This is a genomic window from Pseudomonas sp. GW821-FHT01E05 (genome assembly GCF_059422425.1).
This window is the reverse complement of sequence record NZ_JBWKWW010000005.1, coordinates 407,528-426,520: the sequence shown is the minus strand read 5'-3', so window position 1 is coordinate 426,520 and position 18,993 is coordinate 407,528. Positions and strand designations below refer to the sequence as shown.

At 57.8% G+C, this 18,993-nt stretch carries 19 protein-coding genes; 9 read left to right on the top strand and 10 right to left on the bottom strand.

Going from position 1 to position 18,993, the window contains the following annotated elements; genetic code table 11:
- Nucleotides 1–453 precede the first annotated feature (453 nt).
- A complete protein-coding gene (gene icd / locus AC07W5_RS13865) occupies nt 454–1,710 on the top strand; it encodes an NADP-dependent isocitrate dehydrogenase (protein WP_495023594.1) in 1,257 nt (418 codons plus the stop codon).
- A 79-nt stretch (nt 1,711–1,789) separates the two neighbouring features.
- On the opposite strand, the gene cspD is transcribed toward icd, so the two are convergent.
- Nucleotides 1,790–2,047, bottom strand: a complete 258-nt coding sequence (gene cspD, locus AC07W5_RS13860; RefSeq protein WP_494993333.1) for a cold shock domain-containing protein CspD — start codon at nt 2,045–2,047, stop codon at nt 1,790–1,792.
- A gap of 224 nt (nt 2,048–2,271) precedes the next feature.
- Between cspD and clpS the strand changes: the two genes are divergently transcribed.
- Together clpS and clpA are read left to right on the top strand one after the other, a co-directional pair.
- Entirely contained in the window at nt 2,272–2,634 is a 363-nt protein-coding gene (gene clpS, locus AC07W5_RS13855; protein WP_150806949.1) for an ATP-dependent Clp protease adapter ClpS, read from the top strand.
- A gap of 29 nt (nt 2,635–2,663) precedes the next feature.
- A complete protein-coding gene (gene clpA, locus AC07W5_RS13850) occupies nt 2,664–4,934 on the top strand; it encodes an ATP-dependent Clp protease ATP-binding subunit ClpA (protein WP_494993332.1) in 2,271 nt (756 codons plus the stop codon).
- Nucleotides 4,935–5,143: 209 nt separating this feature from the next.
- Here clpA and infA read toward each other — a convergent pair whose 3' ends face one another.
- From infA to trxB, 4 genes are all read right to left on the bottom strand, one after another.
- Complete coding sequence (gene infA, locus AC07W5_RS13845) at nt 5,144–5,362, bottom strand: translation initiation factor IF-1 (RefSeq protein WP_002553999.1); 219 nt, start codon at nt 5,360–5,362, stop codon at nt 5,144–5,146.
- 100 nt (nt 5,363–5,462) lie between these two features.
- On the bottom strand, nt 5,463–6,170 hold the full coding sequence (locus AC07W5_RS13840) for an arginyltransferase (protein ID WP_495023593.1): 708 nt from the start codon (nt 6,168–6,170) through the stop codon (nt 5,463–5,465).
- A 57-nt stretch (nt 6,171–6,227) separates the two neighbouring features.
- Nucleotides 6,228–6,908, bottom strand: a complete 681-nt coding sequence (aat, locus tag AC07W5_RS13835; protein WP_494993330.1) for a leucyl/phenylalanyl-tRNA--protein transferase — start codon at nt 6,906–6,908, stop codon at nt 6,228–6,230.
- Nucleotides 6,909–6,975: 67 nt separating this feature from the next.
- Complete coding sequence (gene trxB, locus AC07W5_RS13830; RefSeq protein WP_494993329.1) at nt 6,976–7,926, bottom strand: thioredoxin-disulfide reductase; 951 nt, start codon at nt 7,924–7,926, stop codon at nt 6,976–6,978.
- A 350-nt stretch (nt 7,927–8,276) separates the two neighbouring features.
- On the opposite strand from trxB, the gene ftsK reads away from it, so the two are divergent.
- Genes ftsK through cysG form a run of 6 tightly spaced genes read left to right on the top strand, consistent with a single transcriptional unit; the run spans nt 8,277 to nt 15,779 of the window.
- On the top strand, nt 8,277–10,682 hold the full coding sequence (gene ftsK, locus AC07W5_RS13825; RefSeq protein ID WP_494993328.1) for a DNA translocase FtsK: 2,406 nt from the start codon (nt 8,277–8,279) through the stop codon (nt 10,680–10,682).
- A 58-nt stretch (nt 10,683–10,740) separates the two neighbouring features.
- Nucleotides 10,741–11,364, top strand: a complete 624-nt coding sequence (gene lolA, locus AC07W5_RS13820) for an outer membrane lipoprotein periplasmic chaperone LolA (protein ID WP_495011515.1) — start codon at nt 10,741–10,743, stop codon at nt 11,362–11,364.
- 26 nt (nt 11,365–11,390) lie between these two features.
- Complete coding sequence (locus AC07W5_RS13815; protein WP_495011514.1) at nt 11,391–12,716, top strand: replication-associated recombination protein A; 1,326 nt, start codon at nt 11,391–11,393, stop codon at nt 12,714–12,716.
- A complete protein-coding gene (gene crcB, locus AC07W5_RS13810; RefSeq protein ID WP_494993325.1) occupies nt 12,713–13,087 on the top strand; it encodes a fluoride efflux transporter CrcB in 375 nt (124 codons plus the stop codon). The genes AC07W5_RS13815 and crcB overlap by 4 nt, the downstream gene beginning before the upstream one ends.
- 16 nt (nt 13,088–13,103) lie before the next feature.
- A complete protein-coding gene (serS, locus tag AC07W5_RS13805) occupies nt 13,104–14,384 on the top strand; it encodes a serine--tRNA ligase (protein ID WP_494993324.1) in 1,281 nt (426 codons plus the stop codon).
- A complete protein-coding gene (gene cysG / locus AC07W5_RS13800) occupies nt 14,385–15,779 on the top strand; it encodes a siroheme synthase CysG (RefSeq protein WP_495011513.1) in 1,395 nt (464 codons plus the stop codon). It begins immediately after the preceding gene.
- Between the two features lie 126 nt (nt 15,780–15,905).
- Here the strand turns inward: cysG and AC07W5_RS13795 are convergent, their stop codons facing one another.
- The 5 genes from AC07W5_RS13795 to tusC all read right to left on the bottom strand — a co-directional run bounded on the left by AC07W5_RS13795 (nt 15,906) and on the right by tusC (nt 18,993).
- Entirely contained in the window at nt 15,906–16,913 is a 1,008-nt protein-coding gene (locus AC07W5_RS13795) for a glutathione S-transferase family protein (protein WP_495023592.1), read from the bottom strand.
- An 88-nt stretch (nt 16,914–17,001) separates the two neighbouring features.
- Nucleotides 17,002–18,003 carry a glycosyl transferase family protein gene (locus AC07W5_RS13790; protein WP_495023591.1) on the bottom strand — a complete coding sequence of 334 codons (1,002 nt, stop codon included), beginning with the start codon at nt 18,001–18,003 and terminating at the stop codon, nt 17,002–17,004.
- Nucleotides 18,000–18,335 (bottom strand): TusE/DsrC/DsvC family sulfur relay protein, encoded by a 336-nt coding sequence (locus AC07W5_RS13785; RefSeq protein ID WP_495011510.1) that lies wholly within the window; start codon nt 18,333–18,335, stop codon nt 18,000–18,002. Before AC07W5_RS13785 ends, AC07W5_RS13790 begins: the two co-directional genes overlap by 4 nt.
- On the bottom strand, nt 18,332–18,631 hold the full coding sequence (tusB, locus tag AC07W5_RS13780; RefSeq protein ID WP_494993319.1) for a sulfurtransferase complex subunit TusB: 300 nt from the start codon (nt 18,629–18,631) through the stop codon (nt 18,332–18,334). Before tusB ends, AC07W5_RS13785 begins: the two co-directional genes overlap by 4 nt.
- Entirely contained in the window at nt 18,631–18,993 is a 363-nt protein-coding gene (gene tusC, locus AC07W5_RS13775; protein WP_494993318.1) for a sulfurtransferase complex subunit TusC, read from the bottom strand. Before tusC ends, tusB begins: the two co-directional genes overlap by 1 nt.

Below are 18,993 nucleotides of genomic sequence, written 5' to 3'. Positions count from 1 at the left end.
TCGAGTTGCGCGGGGGTGAGCGCTTTCGTTCAAAGTCGTCCATGAGCCGAAAGTCGAGGTTTCTTCGCGGTGATGTTGGGTGCATCAGTCGAGCGTCAGGCGACCGGGTCGCGGTAACAACCCAGTCTTTTCGGGCTTGAAAGTCTCATTCCAGACAGGTCAGCCGGTGTGACTCTGTGGTCACCGGCGCATTATACATAGGTCTTTGGTGTTGCGACGATAGGTCGCGTATTCGAGGTGACGTCCATTGGTCTAAAGGATCGGCTCGCAGGGTCGCCGTACACTGATCGCCCTGGTCCTCGATTTTGTCGTTTTTACCTTTGCTTTCAGGCTTGTAGGCCGCAAAGAGTATAGGTTTGGCCCTGGATGTATGGAACATAAGGTTCCCGTCCAGATTCAACTGGGGTACGCTCCAGAGCAGCCAGATGTTCAATCCACGTAACGGAGTTCAGCATGGGATACAAGAAGATTCAGGTTCCAGCAGTCGGCGACAAAATCACCGTCAATGCAGACCATTCTCTCAATGTTCCTAATAACCCGATCATCCCTTTCATCGAAGGTGATGGTATTGGCGTCGACATCAGCCCGGTCATGATCAAGGTTGTCGATGCTGCTGTTAAGAAAGCTTACGGTGGCGATCGTAAAATCTCCTGGATGGAAGTCTACGCCGGCGAGAAGGCTACCCAGGTCTACGACCAGGACACCTGGTTGCCTCAGGAAACTCTGGATGCTGTCAAAGACTACGTCGTTTCCATCAAAGGCCCGCTGACCACTCCGGTCGGTGGCGGCATCCGTTCCCTGAACGTCGCCCTGCGTCAGCAGCTGGACCTTTATGTTTGCCTGCGTCCAGTGCGTTGGTTCGAAGGCGTGCCTAGCCCGGTCAAGAAGCCTGGCGACGTCGACATGACGATCTTCCGTGAAAACTCGGAAGACATTTATGCCGGTATCGAGTGGAAGGCCGGCTCGCCAGAAGCGATCAAGGTCATCAAATTCCTGAAAGACGAAATGGGTGTCACTAAAATCCGTTTCGACCAGAACTGCGGTATCGGCGTCAAGCCGGTTTCCCTGGAAGGCACCAAGCGTCTGGCGCGCAAGGCCCTGCAGTATGTAGTCGACAATGACCGCGACTCGCTGACTATCGTGCACAAAGGCAACATCATGAAGTTCACCGAAGGTGCCTTCAAAGAGTGGGCCTACGAAGTGGCTGCTGAAGAATTCGGCGCTACCTTGCTCGATGGCGGTCCCTGGATGCAGTTCAAGAACCCTAGAACCGGCAAGAATGTCATCGTCAAAGATGCCATCGCCGATGCCATGCTGCAGCAAATTCTGCTGCGCCCGGCTGAATACGATGTGATCGCGACCCTGAACCTGAACGGTGACTACCTGTCCGACGCCCTGGCGGCCGAAGTGGGTGGTATCGGTATCGCACCAGGCGCCAACCTGTCCGACACCGTCGCGATGTTCGAAGCCACCCACGGTACGGCTCCAAAGTACGCAGGCAAAGACCAGGTGAACCCGGGTTCGCTGATCCTGTCTGCTGAAATGATGCTACGCCACATGGGCTGGACCGAAGCGGCTGACCTGATCATCAAAGGCACCAACGGCGCAATCTCGGCCAAGACAGTGACCTATGACTTCGAACGTCTGATGGAGGGCGCCAAGCTGCTGTCGTCTTCTGCGTTCGGCGATGCTCTGATCTCTCACATGTAAGCTGATCCGCGCCAAGCAGAACCGGCCGACTCAAGTGAATGAGTCGGCCGGTTTTTTTATGACTGGATGTTTGGTGTTGTCAGCTTGATATGGTTTCGTGGTGGGTTGGAGGGTTCGTCTGGGCTGCCTGTGCAGTGGCTGACCTGATTTCAATCGCATGCAAGCCTTTTGGCCCCTGGATGATATCGAAACAAACGGCTTGTCCTGCTTTCAGGGTTTTGTAGCCATCCATTTTAATGGCCGAGTAATGGGCAAACAGATCTTCGTCCTTGCCGTCCTCGTTGATGAATCCATACCCTTTGGCATTGTTGAACCACTTGACCTTGCCGCTTGCCATGCTCATATCCCTCTGCAACAGACTCCATCACTGGAGTATCATCCAGTTCATCAGCACTCAAACCCGGAAATCGGGTTGACTGTGCGGACGTTTATTACCCACTGTGGGCCCTATTGGTTGTAACACCGTTTTGCCGATAGTCAAGGTGACCGGGCGGTCAGAGTTGAAATCCTGCCTGGGCGCCCCCACCACAGTATTTGTTCAACTAACGAACCTTTCTTTCCATGCATGCAATCAGCCAGATTCGACTAACATTCAATCAGGATCGCCCGGATTTACACGACGACGATTCCGCTGGCTTGGCTGTACAGGAGGCTAAGCCCGCGTTGCAGGCGCCGCCGATGTACAAGGTGGTTTTGTTTAACGATGACTACACACCGATGGATTTCGTCGTCGAAGTGCTCGAGGTGTTTTTTAACCTGAATCGAGAGTTGGCGACCAAGGTAATGCTGGCCGTTCATACAGAAGGACGGGCAGTATGTGGAGTGTTTACCCGCGACATCGCCGAGACCAAGGCCATGCAGGTCAACCAGTACGCCAGGGAAAGCCAGCATCCGCTACTCTGTGAAATCGAGAAGGACGGTTAACGCCGACCACTTGGGTATGAGGTGAAGCTATGTTAAACCGCGAGCTCGAAGTCACCCTCAATCTCGCCTTCAAGGAGGCCCGCTCAAAACGTCATGAGTTCATGACGGTCGAGCACCTTTTGTTGGCTCTTTTGGATAATGAGGCAGCCGCTACCGTTCTACGTGCCTGCGGCGCAAACCTCGACAAACTCAAGCATGACCTGCAGGAGTTTATCGACTCCACCACGCCATTGATCCCTCTTCATGACGAGGATCGCGAAACCCAGCCAACCCTGGGCTTCCAGCGTGTACTGCAACGTGCTGTCTTTCACGTACAGAGCTCGGGTAAACGCGAGGTGACTGGTGCCAACGTGCTGGTCGCAATCTTCAGTGAGCAAGAGAGTCAGGCGGTGTTTCTGCTGAAGCAGCAGAGCGTTGCGCGCATCGATGTCGTCAACTACATCGCTCATGGCATCTCGAAAGTGCCAGGGCATGGCGAACACTCTGAAGGTGAGCAAGATATGCAGGACGACGAGGGCGGTGAGTCTTCTTCTTCAGGCAATCCTCTGGATGCTTATGCCAGCAACCTCAACGAGCTCGCGCGCCAGGGTCGAATAGACCCGTTGGTAGGCCGGGAGCTGGAGGTCGAGCGCGTTGCGCAGATTCTGGCGCGTCGGCGTAAAAACAATCCGCTGTTGGTGGGTGAGGCGGGCGTGGGTAAAACCGCGATCGCCGAAGGTCTGGCCAAGCGCATTGTCGACAATCAGGTGCCTGATCTGTTGGCTCACAGTGTCGTCTATTCCCTCGATCTGGGAGCGCTGTTGGCCGGGACCAAATACCGCGGCGATTTCGAGAAGCGCTTCAAGGCGTTGCTCAACGAGCTGAAGAAACGTCCGCAGGCGATTCTGTTTATCGACGAAATCCACACCATCATTGGCGCCGGTGCAGCGTCCGGTGGTGTCATGGATGCCTCGAACCTGCTCAAGCCGTTGCTGTCTTCGGGTGATATCCGGTGCATCGGCTCGACCACCTTCCAGGAATTCCGTGGCATCTTCGAGAAGGATCGTGCCCTGGCTCGTCGCTTCCAGAAGGTCGATGTGTCTGAACCTTCGGTAGAAGACACCATTGGCATTCTCAGGGGACTCAAGGGGCGCTTCGAGCTGCATCACGGTATCGAATACAGTGATGAGGCGTTGCGTGCCGCAGCTGAGCTGGCATCGCGTTATATCAATGACCGACACATGCCGGACAAGGCTATCGACGTTATCGACGAGGCGGGTGCCTACCAGCGCCTGCAGCCGATCGAGAAGCGTGTGAAACGCATCGAGGTGGCTCAGGTCGAGGACATCGTGGCGAAGATCGCGCGGATTCCGCCCAAGCACGTCACCAGTTCGGACAAAGAGCTGCTGCGTAACCTTGAGCGTGACTTGAAACTGACAGTATTCGGGCAGGATGCGGCGATCGACTCCTTGTCGACTGCGATCAAGCTGTCCCGTGCCGGCTTGAAGTCGCCCGACAAACCTGTGGGTTCGTTCCTGTTCGCAGGTCCTACGGGTGTCGGTAAAACCGAGGCCGCGCGGCAGCTGGCCAAGGCGTTGGGGATTGAACTGGTTCGCTTCGATATGTCCGAGTACATGGAGCGCCACACCGTTTCCCGCTTGATCGGTGCACCTCCAGGCTACGTGGGCTTCGATCAGGGCGGTTTGCTGACCGAAGCGATCACCAAGCAGCCTCACTGCGTGCTGTTGCTCGATGAGATCGAGAAGGCGCATCCGGAAGTCTTCAACCTGCTGTTGCAGGTCATGGATCACGGTACGCTGACGGATAACAACGGGCGCAAGGCAGATTTCCGTAACGTGATCGTCATCATGACGACCAACGCCGGTGCCGAAACCGCAGCGCGTGCGTCAATCGGCTTCACTTATCAAGATCACTCTTCCGATGCCATGGAAGCGATCAAGAAGAGCTTTACACCGGAATTCCGTAACCGTCTGGACACCATTATCCAGTTTGGTCGCCTCAGTCATGAGGTCATCAAAAGCGTGGTGGACAAGTTCCTTACCGAGCTTCAGGCGCAACTGGAAGACAAGCGTGTACTGCTCGAAGTGACCGATGCTGCACGCGGTTGGCTGGCGGCGGGTGGTTACGATGTGCTGATGGGCGCGCGACCAATGGCTCGCTTGATTCAGGACAAGATCAAGCGTCCGCTCGCTGAGGAAATTCTCTTTGGCGAACTGGCCGAGCATGGTGGCGTGGTACACATCGACCTCAAGGACGGCGAGTTGACCTTCGAGTTCGAGACCACTGCAGAAATGGCCTGATAGTTGTTGCTGTAAAGCGAAAGGCGCCGAAAGGCGCCTTTTTGCTGTCTGGGGATCGTTCCCACGCTCCGCGTGGGAATGCCTCAACGGACGCTCCGCGTTCGGCTCTTGGGACGCAGAGCGTCCCGGGCTGCATTCCCACGCAGAGCGTGGGAACGATCCACAAACAAAAACGCCCGGCATAAGCCGGGCGTTTTGTATTGACTTGCTTAACGAGCGCGGTAAGTGATGCGCCCTTTGCTCAAGTCATAGGGCGTCAGCTCGACGCGCACTTTGTCACCGGTAAGAATACGAATGTAGTTCTTGCGCATCTTGCCGGAAATATGCGCGGTTACGACGTGCCCATTTTCCAACTCCACACGAAACATGGTGTTGGGCAGGGTGTCGACGACAGTGCCTTCCATTTCGAAGCTGTCTTCTTTCGACATGCAGTAAAGCCCTCGGTGTCCAATGAATGGCCCGGTGCAACTGCGCCAGGCAAAAGCGGCGTGCATTGTGCCCGAAAAGTGGGGTTTAAGCCAAGGGCTTCTAGTTCAGGGTGACCCATCTCTGGTTAATGAGCAGCTCGATGGGGCGATATTGGGTCTTGTAGTTCATCTTTTTGCAGTTCTTGATCCAGTACCCGAGGTAGACGGCGTCCAGCCCCAGGCGCCGGGCCTCGCCGATCTGCCAGAGAATCGCATAGCGGCCCAGGCTGCGGCGTTCTTCCTCGGGTTCATAGAAGGTGTAGACCGCCGATAAGCCGTTGGGCAGCAGATCCGTGACGGCTACCGCCAGCAGGCGTCCCTCAAGACGGAACTCATAGAATCTGGAGAACGGCAGGTCGCGGACCAGAAAGGTTGAAAACTGATCGCGACTGGGCGGATACATATCGCCATCAGCGTGACGCTGCTCGATATAGCGCTGGTAAAGATTGAAATACTCTTCGCTGAAGTCGGGTTTCGCAGGCCGGACCTGAAGATCGGCATTGCGCTTGAAGATGCGTTTCTGCTGACGATTAGGCAGAAACTGCATCACGGGAATTCGTGCCGGAACACAGGCATTGCAATTTTGGCAATGCGGCCGGTAAAGGTGGTCGCCACTGCGACGAAAACCCATTTCGGACAGATCTGCGTAGACGTGCACATCCATTGGCTGACTAGGGTCGAGGAACAGCGTGGTGGCCTGCTCTTCGGGCAGATAGCTGCAAGAGTGGGGCTGAGTGGCATAAAACTTCAGGCGCGCCAACTCGGTCATGATCAACCCTCGGTATAAGCTTTTGAATTAAGTGTAAGCCAGCCTGGGAGAAGTCGCCTAGCAAACCCAGGTGGCAGTATTGGGTTGGTCGAGATGCTGCTGCAAATAGCCGGAAAAACTGCTGCGAGGTATGGCGCGAGCGCCCAGGCTGTGCAGATGGTCGGTTGGCATCTGGCAGTCAATCAGCACGAAACCCCATTGCTGGAGGTGTTTGACCAGTGTAGCGAAGCCGAATTTTGAGGCGTTGTCGGCGCGGCTAAACATGGATTCGCCGAAAAACAGTTGCCCCATCGCCAGTCCGTAGAGCCCTCCGACCAGAACGCCTTGATCCCAGACTTCGACCGAGTGTGCATAACCTCGCTGATGCAAATGCAAGTAGGCAGCCTGCATGGCGTCGGTGATCCAGGTTCCGTCGGCGTAGTCGCGAGGTGCGGCGCATGCCCGGATCACCGAGCTGAAATCGCGATCGAAGGTCACCTCATAGCGCTGCTGACGCAGCAGCTTGTTCAGGCTGCGCGAGACGTGCAGCTCCTCTGGAAACAGCACTGTACGCGGATCGGGCGACCACCAGAGAATCGGCTGGCCTTCCGAGAACCATGGGAAGCAGCCATGGCGGTAGGCCTGGATCAAGCGATCGGCGGACAGATCGCCACCGGCTGCGAGCAAACCGTTGGGGTCGCGCATGGCTTTTTCCAGCGGCGGAAAGGTCAGGGTGTTGCGTTGTAACCAGGTCAGCATGGCATTCCGACTTGCAGAAGGGGAGGGCGATGGCGGGTCGTATGGCCCGCCGTGAGGCGCTGGATGATCAGTTGTCGTCGAGGTACTTCTCGGCGTCCAGTGCCGCCATGCAGCCGGCGCCGGCTGAGGTGACGGCCTGGCGGTAGACATGATCGGCGACGTCGCCGGCCGCGAACACGCCTTCAATGCCGGTTGCGGTGGCATCGCCTTCGCTGCCGCCCTTGATCAGCAGGTAGCCGTTGCGCATTTCCAGTTGGCCCTGGAACAGGTCGGTATTGGGCTTGTGGCCGATAGCGATGAATACGCCGGTCAACGCCAGATCCCTGGTCTCACCCGTATTGCTGTCCCGCAGACGGGCGCCGGTTACGCCGCTGGCATCGCCCAGCACCTCGTCGAGGTTCTGGTTCCAGTGCAGATGGATATTACCGTTGGCGGCCTTTTCGAAGAGTTTGTCCTGAAGGATTTTCTCCGAGCGCAGTTTGTCGCGACGGTGAATCAGGTGGACTTCCTTGGCAATGTTGGACAGATAAAGTGCTTCTTCCACGGCGGTGTTGCCGCCACCGACCACCGCGACCACTTGATTGCGGTAGAAGAAACCGTCGCAGGTTGCGCAGGCAGAGACACCTTTACCGGCAAAGGTTTCTTCGGATGGCAGGCCCAGGTATTGCGCAGAGGCGCCGGTAGCAATGATCAGCGCGTCGCAGGTATAAGTGCCGCTATCGCCGGTGAGGATAAACGGACGCTGCTGCAACTCTGCAGTATGGATGTGGTCGTAGACGATCTCGGTGTCGAAGCGCTCGGCATGTTTGTGCATGCGCTCCATCAGCACGGGTCCGGTCAGGCCTTCCACGTCGCCGGGCCAGTTGTCGACTTCGATGGTGGTGGTCAGTTGACCGCCGGCCTGCAGGCCGGTAATAACCATCGGCTTGAGGTTGGCGCGAGCGGCATATACGGCGGCGCTGTAACCTGCCGGGCCCGAGCCCAGGATAATCAGGCGTGAATGCTTCGCTTCGCTCATAAAAACACCTCATAAGCCTTTGTCACAAAAGAGAATGCATGCTCAAATTGAACCGCGCGTAAAGTGCTGTTGGCTATGCTACACCGAAGCCGCTCTGGCGTGGCATCGGGCGGACAAACCCGTACAATGCGGGTCTGTAACAGAATGTTCACTGATCACCAACCTGTGCTGGCAGGAGCAAGCACTATAAAGATCGCAGCCTTCGGCAACTTCTACAGTTTCAGAATCGAAGGCCAGAGTGTTAAAAGTAGCTCCAGTTACGCTCGTTAACTTTGTTACCTGCTCGGATTGAGCAGTTTTTATAGTCAATCAACAGTTGGTCGCGCTACAGGCGCAGGAAAAGACGCGTTTTGAAGAAATCCACCGCTACACCTAAAACAGTAGTTCCGCTCTGGCGTCAGCAACTGCACTACCGGTTAAAGGAAGGTGCGCTGATTGCCATTGGAGCCTTATGCCTGTTCCTGATGATGGCATTGTTGACATATGGCAAGGATGATCCGGGCTGGAGTCACAACAGCAAAATTGAAAATGTGCAGAACTTCGGCGGGCCTGCGGGCTCCTACAGCGCCGATATTCTGTTCATGGTGCTGGGCTATTTCGCTTATATCTTTCCGTTGCTATTGGCGATCAAGGCTTATCAGATTTTCCGTCAGCGCCACGAGCCTTGGCTGTGGAGCGGCTGGTTGTTTTCCTGGCGCCTGATCGGCCTGGTGTTTCTGGTGTTGTCGGGCGCGGCCCTGGCACACATCCACTTCCATGCGCCGACCGGCTTGCCGGCGGGCGCAGGCGGTGCATTGGGCGAAAGCCTCGGTGACCTGGCGAAGAACGCGCTCAACATCCAGGGCAGCACCCTGATGTTCATTGCGTTGTTTCTGTTCGGCCTGACGGTGTTCACCGACCTCTCGTGGTTCAAGGTCATGGATGTGACCGGCAAGATCACCCTCGATCTGTTCGAGCTGTTCCAGGGGGCGGCCAATCGCTGGTGGGCGGCGCGCAATGAACGCAAGCAGCTGGTTGCGCAATTGCGTGAAGTCGATACCCGGGTCAACGAAGTGGTGGCCCCGACGGTGACCGACAAACGTGAACAGGCCAAAGTCAAAGAACGCTTGATCGAGCGTGAGCAAGCCCTGAGCAAGCACATGTCCGATCGCGAGAAACAGGTTCCGCCGGTCATTGCCCCGGCACCGCCCAAGGCGCCGGAACCGAGCAAGCGCGTTGAGAAAGAGAAACAGGCGCCGCTGTTCGTCGACAGTGCGGTGGAAGGCACCTTGCCGCCGATCTCGATTCTCGATCCGGCAGAAAAGAAACAGCTCAACTATTCGCCTGAGTCGCTGGCCGCCGTTGGCCATCTGCTGGAAATCAAACTCAAGGAATTCGGTGTCGAGGTCTCGGTGGATTCGATTCACCCAGGCCCGGTGATTACCCGTTATGAGATTCAACCGGCGGCCGGGGTAAAGGTCAGCCGTATTTCCAACCTGGCCAAAGACCTGGCGCGTTCGCTGGCAGTGACCAGTGTGCGGGTCGTGGAAGTGATTCCCGGCAAGACCACCGTCGGCATCGAGATTCCTAACGAAGACCGGCAGATCGTGCGCTTCTCCGAAGTGTTGTCGACCCCGGAATACGATGACGCCAAATCCCCGGTCACCCTGGCCCTGGGCCATGACATCGGTGGCAAGCCGGTTATCACTGACCTGGCAAAAATGCCTCACTTGCTGGTGGCCGGTACCACCGGTTCCGGTAAGTCGGTGGGCGTGAACGCGATGATTCTGTCGATTCTGTTCAAGTCGGGCCCGGAAGACGCCAAACTGATCATGATCGACCCGAAAATGCTTGAATTGTCGATCTACGAAGGCATTCCGCACTTGCTGTGCCCGGTGGTTACCGACATGAAGGACGCCGCCAACGCACTGCGTTGGAGCGTGGCCGAGATGGAGCGTCGCTACAAGCTGATGGCGAAGATGGGCGTGCGTAACCTGTCCGGCTTCAACCAGAAGGTGAGAGAGGCGCAGGAGGCGGGTACACCGCTGACGGATCCGCTGTACAACCGCGAAAGCATTCACGACGAAGCGCCGCTGCTGACCAAGTTGCCGACCATCGTGGTGGTGGTCGACGAATTCGCCGACATGATGATGATCGTCGGCAAGAAGGTTGAAGAGCTGATCGCGCGGATCGCCCAGAAAGCCCGTGCCGCCGGTATTCACTTGATTCTGGCGACCCAGCGTCCATCGGTGGACGTGATCACCGGTCTGATCAAGGCCAACATTCCGACCCGTATGGCGTTCCAGGTATCGAGCAAGATCGACTCGCGAACCATCATCGATCAGGGTGGCGCCGAGCAATTGCTGGGTCACGGTGACATGCTCTACATGCCGCCGGGCACCAGCCTGCCGATTCGGGTGCACGGCGCGTTCGTTTCCGATGATGAAGTTCACCGGGTGGTTGAAGCCTGGAAACTGCGCGGTGCACCGGAGTACAACGACGACATCCTCGCCGGTGTCGAAGAGGCCGGTAGCGGCTTTGACGGCGGCAGCGGCGGTGGCGACGATGACAGCGAAACCGATGCGCTTTACGACGAAGCAGTGCAGTTTGTGCTGGAAAGCCGCCGCGCCTCTATCTCGGCGGTTCAACGCAAACTCAAGATCGGCTACAACCGCGCTGCGCGCATGATCGAAGCCATGGAGATGGCCGGGGTCGTGACGTCCATGAATACCAACGGTTCGCGTGAAGTACTCGCCCCAGGCCCAATGCGCGACTGACCGGTGCCGCGTGAGATCACGCGGCATACCATTCAAACGAATATCAAAGAGGACTCCCATGCGTCTTATCCGCATGCTGTTGCTGCCGGTACTGGCTTTAACCACGCTCTCGGCCCATGCCGATGACAAAGCTGTGGCGCGTCTGACCCAACTGCTCGAAAAATCGCAGACTCTGACGGCGCGTTTCTCACAGTTGACCCTCGACGGCAGCGGCACTCAGTTGCAGGAAACGGCCGGTGAAATGTCGCTGCAGCGCCCGGGCCTGTTCTTCTGGCATACCGATGCGCCACAAGAGCAGTTGATGGTCTCCGATGGCAAGAAGGTTTCGCTGTGGGATCCGGACCTGGAGCAGGTCACCATCAAGAAGCTTGATCAACGCCTGACCCAGACTCCGGCCTTGCTGCTGTCCGGTGACGTGTCCAAGATCAGCGAGAGTTTCGACATCAGTGCCAAGGAAGCTGGCGGTGTGATCGACTTCACCCTGAAGCCCAAGACCAAAGACACCCTGTTCGACAGCCTGCGTCTGTCGTTTCGCAACGGTATGGTCAATGACATGCAGTTGATCGACAGCGTCGGCCAGCGTACCAATATCCTGTTCACTGGCGTCAAGGCCAACGAGCCAATCCCGGCTTCCAGGTTCAAGTTCGACATCCCCAAGGGTGCCGATGTGATTCAGGAATAAAGAGCCAAGAGGTTTCAAACGCTGCCATGGACCTGTTTCGAAGTGATCCGATTGCTCAACCCCTGGCCGCGCGCTTGCGCTCGACCAACCTGGACGAGTACGTCGGTCAGGAGCACCTGCTCGCTCGCGGCAAGCCTTTGCGCGAAGCCCTGGAGCAGGGAGCCTTGCATTCAATGATTTTCTGGGGGCCGCCAGGGGTGGGTAAAACCACGTTGGCGCGCTTGCTGGCGAAAGTCTCGGATGCGCATTTCGAAACGGTCTCGGCTGTGCTGGCCGGGGTCAAAGAGATTCGTCAGGCGGTAGAAGTTGCCAAGCAACAGGCTGGGCAATACGGCAAGCGAACCATTCTGTTCGTCGACGAAGTGCACCGTTTCAACAAGTCGCAGCAGGACGCGTTTCTACCCTATGTCGAAGACGGCACGTTGATCTTTATCGGCGCAACGACAGAAAACCCGTCCTTCGAGTTGAACAACGCACTGTTGTCCCGTGCTCGCGTCTACGTCCTCAAAAGCCTTGATGAGGTGGCACTGCACAAACTGGTGCAACGCGCGCTGACCGAAGAGCGCGGCCTCGGCAAGCGGCAACTGAGCCTCGGTGATGAAGGTTTCAAGATGCTGCTGGCGGCAGCCGATGGCGACGGCCGGCGTTTGCTCAACCTGTTGGAGAACGCTTCCGATCTGGCCGAGGACGGCACTGAAATCGGTGTCGAACTGCTGCAAAGCCTGCTGGGCGATACCCGTCGGCGTTTCGACAAGGGTGGCGAAGCCTTTTACGATCAGATATCTGCGCTGCACAAATCGGTGCGCGGTTCCAATCCGGACGGCGCGCTGTATTGGTTCGCACGCATGCTCGACGGTGGTTGTGATCCGCTGTATCTGGCGCGGCGTGTGGTGCGCATGGCCAGTGAAGACATCGGTAATGCCGATCCGCGGGCCCTGAGCCTGTGCCTCGCGGCCTGGGATGTTCAGGAGCGTCTGGGCAGTCCCGAGGGCGAGTTGGCGGTGGCTCAGGCCATCACCTATCTGGCCTGCGCACCGAAAAGCAATGCGGTGTATATGGGCTTCAAGGCCGCCATGCGCAGTGCCGCCGAACATGGTTCCCTGGAAGTACCGCTGCATTTGCGCAATGCGCCGACCAAGCTGATGAAACAGCTGGGTTATGGCGACGAATACCGTTACGCCCACGATGAACCCGATGCTTATGCTGCCGGCGAGGACTACTTTCCGGACGATCTCGAACCACAGCACTTCTATCAGCCAGTGCCCCGTGGCCTTGAACTGAAAATCGGCGAGAAGCTCAATCACCTCGCAGAACTGGACAGGCTCAGCCCAAAACAGCGGAGAAAGCCTTGATTCCATTGATTGTCGCGGTCTCCGTGGGGGGCATCGCCGGGACGCTGTTGCGCTTTGCTGCCGGCAACTGGATCAACGCTAATTGGCCTCGGCACTTCTATACCGCGACGCTGGCCGTTAATATCGTGGGCTGCCTGTTGATCGGCTTTTTGTATGGCCTGTTCATGCTGCGTCCGGAGGTGCCGATTGAGGTGCGGGCCGGATTGATGGTGGGTTTTCTTGGCGGCCTGACGACTTTTTCATCCTTTTCACTGGATACGGTGCGTCTGCTGGAAAGCGGACAGGTACCGCTGGCCTTGGGCTATGCGGCCATCAGCGTATTCGGCGGGCTGCTCGCGACCTGGGCTGGCCTGTCCTTGACCAAACTTTGATAAACGAGAGACCGACATGCTCGATTCCAAACTGTTACGTAGCAACCTTCAGGACGTAGCGGACCGCTTGGCATCCCGTGGCTATGCCCTGGACGTTGCGCGCATCGAAGCGCTGGAAGAACAGCGCAAGACCGTCCAGACCCGCACCGAAGCGCTGCAGGCTGAACGTAACGCGCGCTCCAAATCCATCGGTCAGGCCAAGCAACGCGGCGAAGACATCGCGCCGTTGATGGCTGACGTCGAGCGCATGGCGAACGAGCTTGGTGTCGGCAAGTTCGAGCTGGACGCGATCCAGACCGAGCTGGACTCGATTGTGCTGGGTATCCCGAACCTGCCACACGAGTCGGTGCCGATTGGTGATGACGAAGACGGCAACGTCGAAGTTCGCCGCTGGGGCACGCCGACCACCTTCGACTTCGAGGTCAAGGATCACGTTGCGCTGGGCGAGAAGTTCGGCTGGCTGGATTTTGAAACCGCCGCCAAGCTGTCCGGCGCCCGTTTCGCCTTGCTGCGCGGGCCGATCGCTCGTCTGCACCGCGCCCTCGCGCAGTTCATGATCAACCTGCACACCAGCGAGCATGGCTACGAAGAGGCTTACACGCCGTATCTGGTTCAGGCGCCGGCCTTGCAGGGCACCGGTCAACTGCCGAAGTTCGAGGAAGACCTGTTCAAGATCAGTCGCGAAGGCGAAGCCGATCTGTACCTGATTCCGACCGCTGAAGTGTCGCTGACCAACATCGTTTCGGGCGAAATCATTGACCCGAAACTGCTGCCGATCAAATTCGTGGCTCACACCCCGTGCTTCCGTAGCGAAGCCGGTGCGTCGGGTCGTGACACGCGCGGGATGATTCGTCAGCACCAGTTCGACAAGGTCGAAATGGTCCAGATCGTCGAGCCATCGACTTCGATGCAAGCGCTGGAAGGCCTGACCGCCAACGCCGAGAAAGTCCTGCAACTGCTGGAACTGCCGTACCGTACGCTGGCGCTGTGTACCGGCGACATGGGCTTCAGCGCGGTCAAGACCTACGACCTGGAAGTGTGGATTCCGAGCCAGGACAAATACCGTGAAATTTCGTCGTGCTCCAACTGCGGCGATTTCCAGGCCCGTCGCATGCAAGCGCGTTTCCGTAACCCGGAAACCGGCAAGCCTGAGCTGGTTCACACCCTGAACGGTTCCGGTCTGGCGGTCGGTCGTACCCTGGTGGCAGTGCTGGAGAACTATCAGCAGGCCGACGGTTCGATCCGTGTACCGGCCGTGCTCAAACCGTACATGGGCGGCATTGAGGTCATCGGCTAAATGGAATTTCTGCCGCTGTTCCACAACCTGCGCGGCAGTCGTGTGTTGGTCGTCGGTGGGGGGGAGATTGCCTTGCGCAAATCCCGCCTGCTGGCCGATGCCGGTGCGCTACTGCGGGTGGTTGCACCTGAAATAGAAACCCAGCTGCGCGAACTGGTACAGAGCAGTGGCGGTGAATTGGTCTTGCGCGGTTATGCCGCGGCCGATCTCGATGGTTGCGTGCTGATTATCGCGGCCACTGACGATGAATCGCTCAACGCGCAGGTTTCCAACGATGCGCATCAGCGGTGCGTGCCAGTCAACGTGGTCGATGCTCCGGCATTGTGCAGCGTGATTTTTCCGGCGATCGTCGACCGTTCGCCACTGATTATTGCTGTCTCCAGCGGCGGCGATGCACCTGTTCTGGCAAGGTTGATTCGGGCCAGGCTGGAGACCTGGATTCCCTCGACTTATGGCCAGTTGGCCGGTTTGGCGGCGCGCTTTCGCAACCAGGTCAAAAGTCTGTTCCCTGATGTGCAGCAGCGGCGAGCATTCTGGGAAGATGTTTTCCAGGGACCGATTGCCGACCGCCAAATGGCTGGGCAGGGCGCGGAAGCCGAGCGCTTGTTGCTGGCTAAAATCAATGGCGCCGCGCCTGTCGCGCCGGGCGAGGTCTATCTGGTTGGAGCCGGGCCGGGCGATCCGGATCTGCTGACTTTCCGTGCCCTGCGGCTGATGCAGCAAGCGGACGTGGTGTTGTATGACCGTTTGGTAGCTCCGGCGATTCTTGAGCTGTGTCGTCGTGATGCCGAGCGGGTCTACGTCGGCAAGCGTCGGGCTGATCACGCGTTACCGCAGGAGCAGATCAATCAGCATCTGGTTGATCTGGCCAAGCAGGGCAAGCGGGTATTGCGCTTGAAAGGCGGCGATCCGTTTATCTTTGGTCGTGGCGGCGAAGAGATCGAAGAGCTGGCGGCCCATGGCATTCCATTTCAGGTTGTGCCAGGTATCACCGCGGCGAGTGGTTGTGCGGCGTATGCCGGGATTCCACTGACACATCGTGATTATGCGCAATCGGTGCGTTTCGTGACCGGGCATCTGAAGGATGGCACCACGGATTTGCCGTGGAGCGATTTGGTAGCTCCAGCGCAGACTCTGGTGTTCTACATGGGCTTGATTGGCTTGCCGATCATCTGTGAGCAACTGATCAAACACGGTCGTTCGGCGGATACTCCGGCAGCCTTGATCCAGCAGGGCACCACCTCGAATCAACGGGTCTTTACCGGCACGCTGGCCAATCTTCCACAGCTGGTTGCCGAGCATGAAGTGCATGCGCCGACGCTGGTGATTGTTGGGGAAGTGGTACAGCTTCGCGAGAAACTGAAGTGGTTTGAAGGGGCGCAGTCGCAGGTTTGAAAAAGCTTCGCGGGCAAGCCTCGCTCCTACGGGATTTGTGTCAGGCCACAATAATGTGATCGACACCAATCCCGTAGGAGCGAGGCTTGCCCGCGAAGAGGCCATCAATTGCACACAAATCCCTTCTCAGACCTCGGCCTTGCGCCAAATCCCTTTCCCGCTCAACCGTCCCCGATCATGACTGGCATTGAAGTCCAGCGCAGGCCCTTTCGGCACGATCCCGGTCGGATTGATGGTGCGGTGGCTCGCGAAGTAATGCCCCTTGATGTGCGTGAAGTCCACGGTCTCGGCAATCCCCGGCCACTGATACAACTCACGTAACCAGTTCGAAAGATTCGGGTAATCGGCAATTCGCCGCAGGTTGCATTTGAAGTGGCTGTAATACACTGCGTCGAAGCGAATCAGCGTGGTGAACAGTCGGATATCGGCTTCGGTCAGGTGTTCGCCGACCAGATAGCGCTTCTCGCCCAGTCTCTTTTCCAGCCAGTCGAGTTCGGCGAACAGCTCATCGAAGGCTTCTTCATACGCCGGCTGCGAGGTGGCGAAGCCAGCCCGATAAACGCCGTTGTTTACCGCCGGATAGATCCGCGCGTTCAGCTCATCAATCTCTGCCCGTAGAGGTTGCGGGTAGAAGTCCAGGTCATTTCCGGTCAAGCCATCGAATGCACTATTGAACATGCGGATAATTTCCGCTGATTCATTGCTGACGATGCGCTTGTGCTGCTTGTCCCAGAGCACAGGCACCGTGACACGGCCGGTGTAGTCGACGGCGTCTGCGGTGTAGCGTTGATGCATGTAGGACAGGTTATCGAGGCGGTCGCCGCTGGAGCCGAACGCTTTATCGAAGGTCCAGCCGTTTTCCAGCATCAACCAGCTGACGACAGAGACGTCGACGAGGCTTTCAAGGCCTTTGAGCTTGCGCAGGATCAGCGTGCGCTGGGCCCAGGGGCAAGCGAGAGACACATAGAGGTGATAGCGACCGGCCTCGGCGGGAAAACCACCTTCACCGCTAGGGCCAGGTCTGCCATCAGCGGTCAGCCAGTTACGGCGTTGCGCTTGTTCGCGCTGGAATGCGCCGTCTTTGCTGCTCTCGTACCACTGGTCACGCCAGTGCCCTTCAATAAGCAAACCCATCTCGAACTCCTCGGTCGTTAAACGTTGGAGTTGAGTCTATGCCGATGGCTTCGAACAAAAAGCGCAAAGGTTGGGCGTTAATGATCGGTTAAATCGATTTGTCCCGAGCGTCCCAGTACTGCTGAGCCAAATTGAACGCCTGCTCCCGCGGCGTGCCGAGGCCGCGCAGGGCCAGCGCCATGGTCGAGATCAGCGCCAGTTGCGGGTAGCTGTCCTGCACGTCGCCGCGCCAGAGCGCGCTCAGTTGCTCGGGGTCCAGGGTCGCGGGTTTGACATGACGCTGGGCCGACAGCGCAGGCCATTCCTCATCCCAGCTTTCGCCACCTGTGGTGCCATACAGATGGCTGATGGTGTCCGGGTTGATTTCGATCTCACCGCCATCGCCTTTGATGACGATGGTGTTGTCGCCCAGCAAGCCGCTGGCGTCGCGGTGCACGCCCTGGTAGCCGGGATGGAAAATACTTTGCAGGCCACAGCGAGCGCCCAGTGGATTGAGGATGCGTGCCAGAGAGTGGATGGGTGAGCGCAGGCCCAGGGTATTGCGCAGATCGATCATCCGTTGCAACTGGGGCGCCCAGTCACCGAGCGGGATAAACGCCAGGTTGCTTTGATCGAGCGCCGTACCGACTTGCTGCCAATTGCGGCACAGCGGGATCTGTAATTGATCGAGAAGCTGCTCGCTGTACAGGCGACCTGCGGTATGGGCGCCGCCGCCGTGCAGCAGAATACGCACACCGTTCTGAGCCAGGCATTTGGCTGCCAGCAGATACCACGGCAGATGACGTTTCTTGCCGGCATAGGTCGGCCAATCCAGATCAACCTTCAAGGCCGGCGCTGTCAATCGTTCACGAACCGCTTCGGTAAAACCGGCCAGTTCCTCAGGGCTTTCTTCCTTGTGCCGCAGCAGCATCAGGAATGCGCCCAGTTGCGTGTCCTCGACTTTCTCGTCGAGCAACATGCCCATGGCTTCGCGTGCCTCTTCGCGGGTCAGGCTGCGGGCACCGCGCTTGCCCTTGCCCAGGATTCGCACGAATGGCGCGAAAGGGTGTTCGGTCGGTGTTTCGGTCGTCAGCGGCGCAAAATCAGTCATAAGCAATTCGTCGGTTTGGGCAGGCCCGCCAGCTTGGCGGCAAGTTTGGCGGGAGTGCCTTTGAACAGTCGGTTCAGGTGCAGGCTGTTGCCCTTGTCCGGACCCAGCTTCAGCGCTGTGTATTTGATCAGCGGGCGGGTCGCCGGAGACAGCTGGAACTCCTGATAAAACCCGCGCAGTAACTCGAGGATCTCCCAGTGTTCCGGGCTAAGCTCGAGGTCTTCGGCGGCGGCCAGTGCACTTGCCACCTCTGCGGACCAATCGTTCAGGTCTACCAGGTACCCGTCTTTATCGAGGCCAATGCTATGAATACCGACAGTGAGCGACTTCATAGCCAGGTGTTGACCTTGTCATAGTGAATCGACAGCTCGACAAACCCTGGGTAATCGACGCGTTTGACCCAGCCAGGGATATCCAGCCCACGGGCCTGGATATCTTCCGACAGAACGAACAAGCGCAGCGTATCGATTCGAGCCTCCAGTGCGCTGAGCGGTACGCTATCGGGTTGCAGGGCATACACCGCGTCGCCGCAGAGCAGAATCGCGTCTTGCGCGCCGAGCAGACGCAGGCAACTGGTCAGCCGGTTATCGGTAAACGGCGAGTGGGACAACACATGCAAAGTCGACATCAGAGAGTTATAACCTGGTCGTAACGATCAATAATCGAGGAGATTTGCTCCGGGTTCAGCAATTGCACTGCGTCCATGTTCCGGCCGAGTGGCGCAAACCCACGCTCCATTACGCTGTTGGCGCAAGCAAAAACATCTTCAACACCAAACAGCGACAGCGCCTGCAGATTGGCGCTGAGGTCTTTTTGCTGAACGGCCCTGGCATCCTGGGTAGGTGCAAGCTGGAATACACCGTCATCCAGAAACAGCAGGCCAATCGGCAAATCAAAAGCGCCGCCGGCCAGCACGATGTCCAATGCTTCGCGAGCGCTGGGGCCTGACCAAGGCGCCTGCCGACTGATAATCAGCAACGATTTAGGCAT

Excerpts from the sequence above, each read along its gene's own strand:
- icd (WP_495023594.1), top strand. The coding sequence starts at position 454 with ATGGGATACAAGAAGATTCAGGTTCCAGCAGTCGGCGACAAAATCACC.
- cspD (WP_494993333.1), bottom strand. The coding sequence starts at position 2,047 with ATGGCAAGCGGCAAGGTCAAGTGGTTCAACAATGCCAAAGGGTATGGA.
- clpS (WP_150806949.1), top strand. The coding sequence starts at position 2,272 with ATGCATGCAATCAGCCAGATTCGACTAACATTCAATCAGGATCGCCCG.
- clpA (WP_494993332.1), top strand. The coding sequence starts at position 2,664 with ATGTTAAACCGCGAGCTCGAAGTCACCCTCAATCTCGCCTTCAAGGAG.
- infA (WP_002553999.1), bottom strand. The coding sequence starts at position 5,362 with ATGTCGAAAGAAGACAGCTTCGAAATGGAAGGCACTGTCGTCGACACC.
- AC07W5_RS13840 (WP_495023593.1), bottom strand. The coding sequence starts at position 6,170 with ATGACCGAGTTGGCGCGCCTGAAGTTTTATGCCACTCAGCCCCACTCT.
- aat (WP_494993330.1), bottom strand. The coding sequence starts at position 6,908 with ATGCTGACCTGGTTACAACGCAACACCCTGACCTTTCCGCCGCTGGAA.
- trxB (WP_494993329.1), bottom strand. The coding sequence starts at position 7,926 with ATGAGCGAAGCGAAGCATTCACGCCTGATTATCCTGGGCTCGGGCCCG.
- lolA (WP_495011515.1), top strand. The coding sequence starts at position 10,741 with ATGCGTCTTATCCGCATGCTGTTGCTGCCGGTACTGGCTTTAACCACG.
- AC07W5_RS13815 (WP_495011514.1), top strand. The coding sequence starts at position 11,391 with ATGGACCTGTTTCGAAGTGATCCGATTGCTCAACCCCTGGCCGCGCGC.
- serS (WP_494993324.1), top strand. The coding sequence starts at position 13,104 with ATGCTCGATTCCAAACTGTTACGTAGCAACCTTCAGGACGTAGCGGAC.
- cysG (WP_495011513.1), top strand. The coding sequence starts at position 14,385 with ATGGAATTTCTGCCGCTGTTCCACAACCTGCGCGGCAGTCGTGTGTTG.
- AC07W5_RS13795 (WP_495023592.1), bottom strand. The coding sequence starts at position 16,913 with ATGGGTTTGCTTATTGAAGGGCACTGGCGTGACCAGTGGTACGAGAGC.
- AC07W5_RS13790 (WP_495023591.1), bottom strand. The coding sequence starts at position 18,003 with ATGACTGATTTTGCGCCGCTGACGACCGAAACACCGACCGAACACCCT.
- AC07W5_RS13785 (WP_495011510.1), bottom strand. The coding sequence starts at position 18,335 with ATGAAGTCGCTCACTGTCGGTATTCATAGCATTGGCCTCGATAAAGAC.
- tusB (WP_494993319.1), bottom strand. The coding sequence starts at position 18,631 with ATGTCGACTTTGCATGTGTTGTCCCACTCGCCGTTTACCGATAACCGG.
- tusC (WP_494993318.1), bottom strand. The coding sequence starts at position 18,993 with ATGCCTAAATCGTTGCTGATTATCAGTCGGCAGGCGCCTTGGTCAGGC.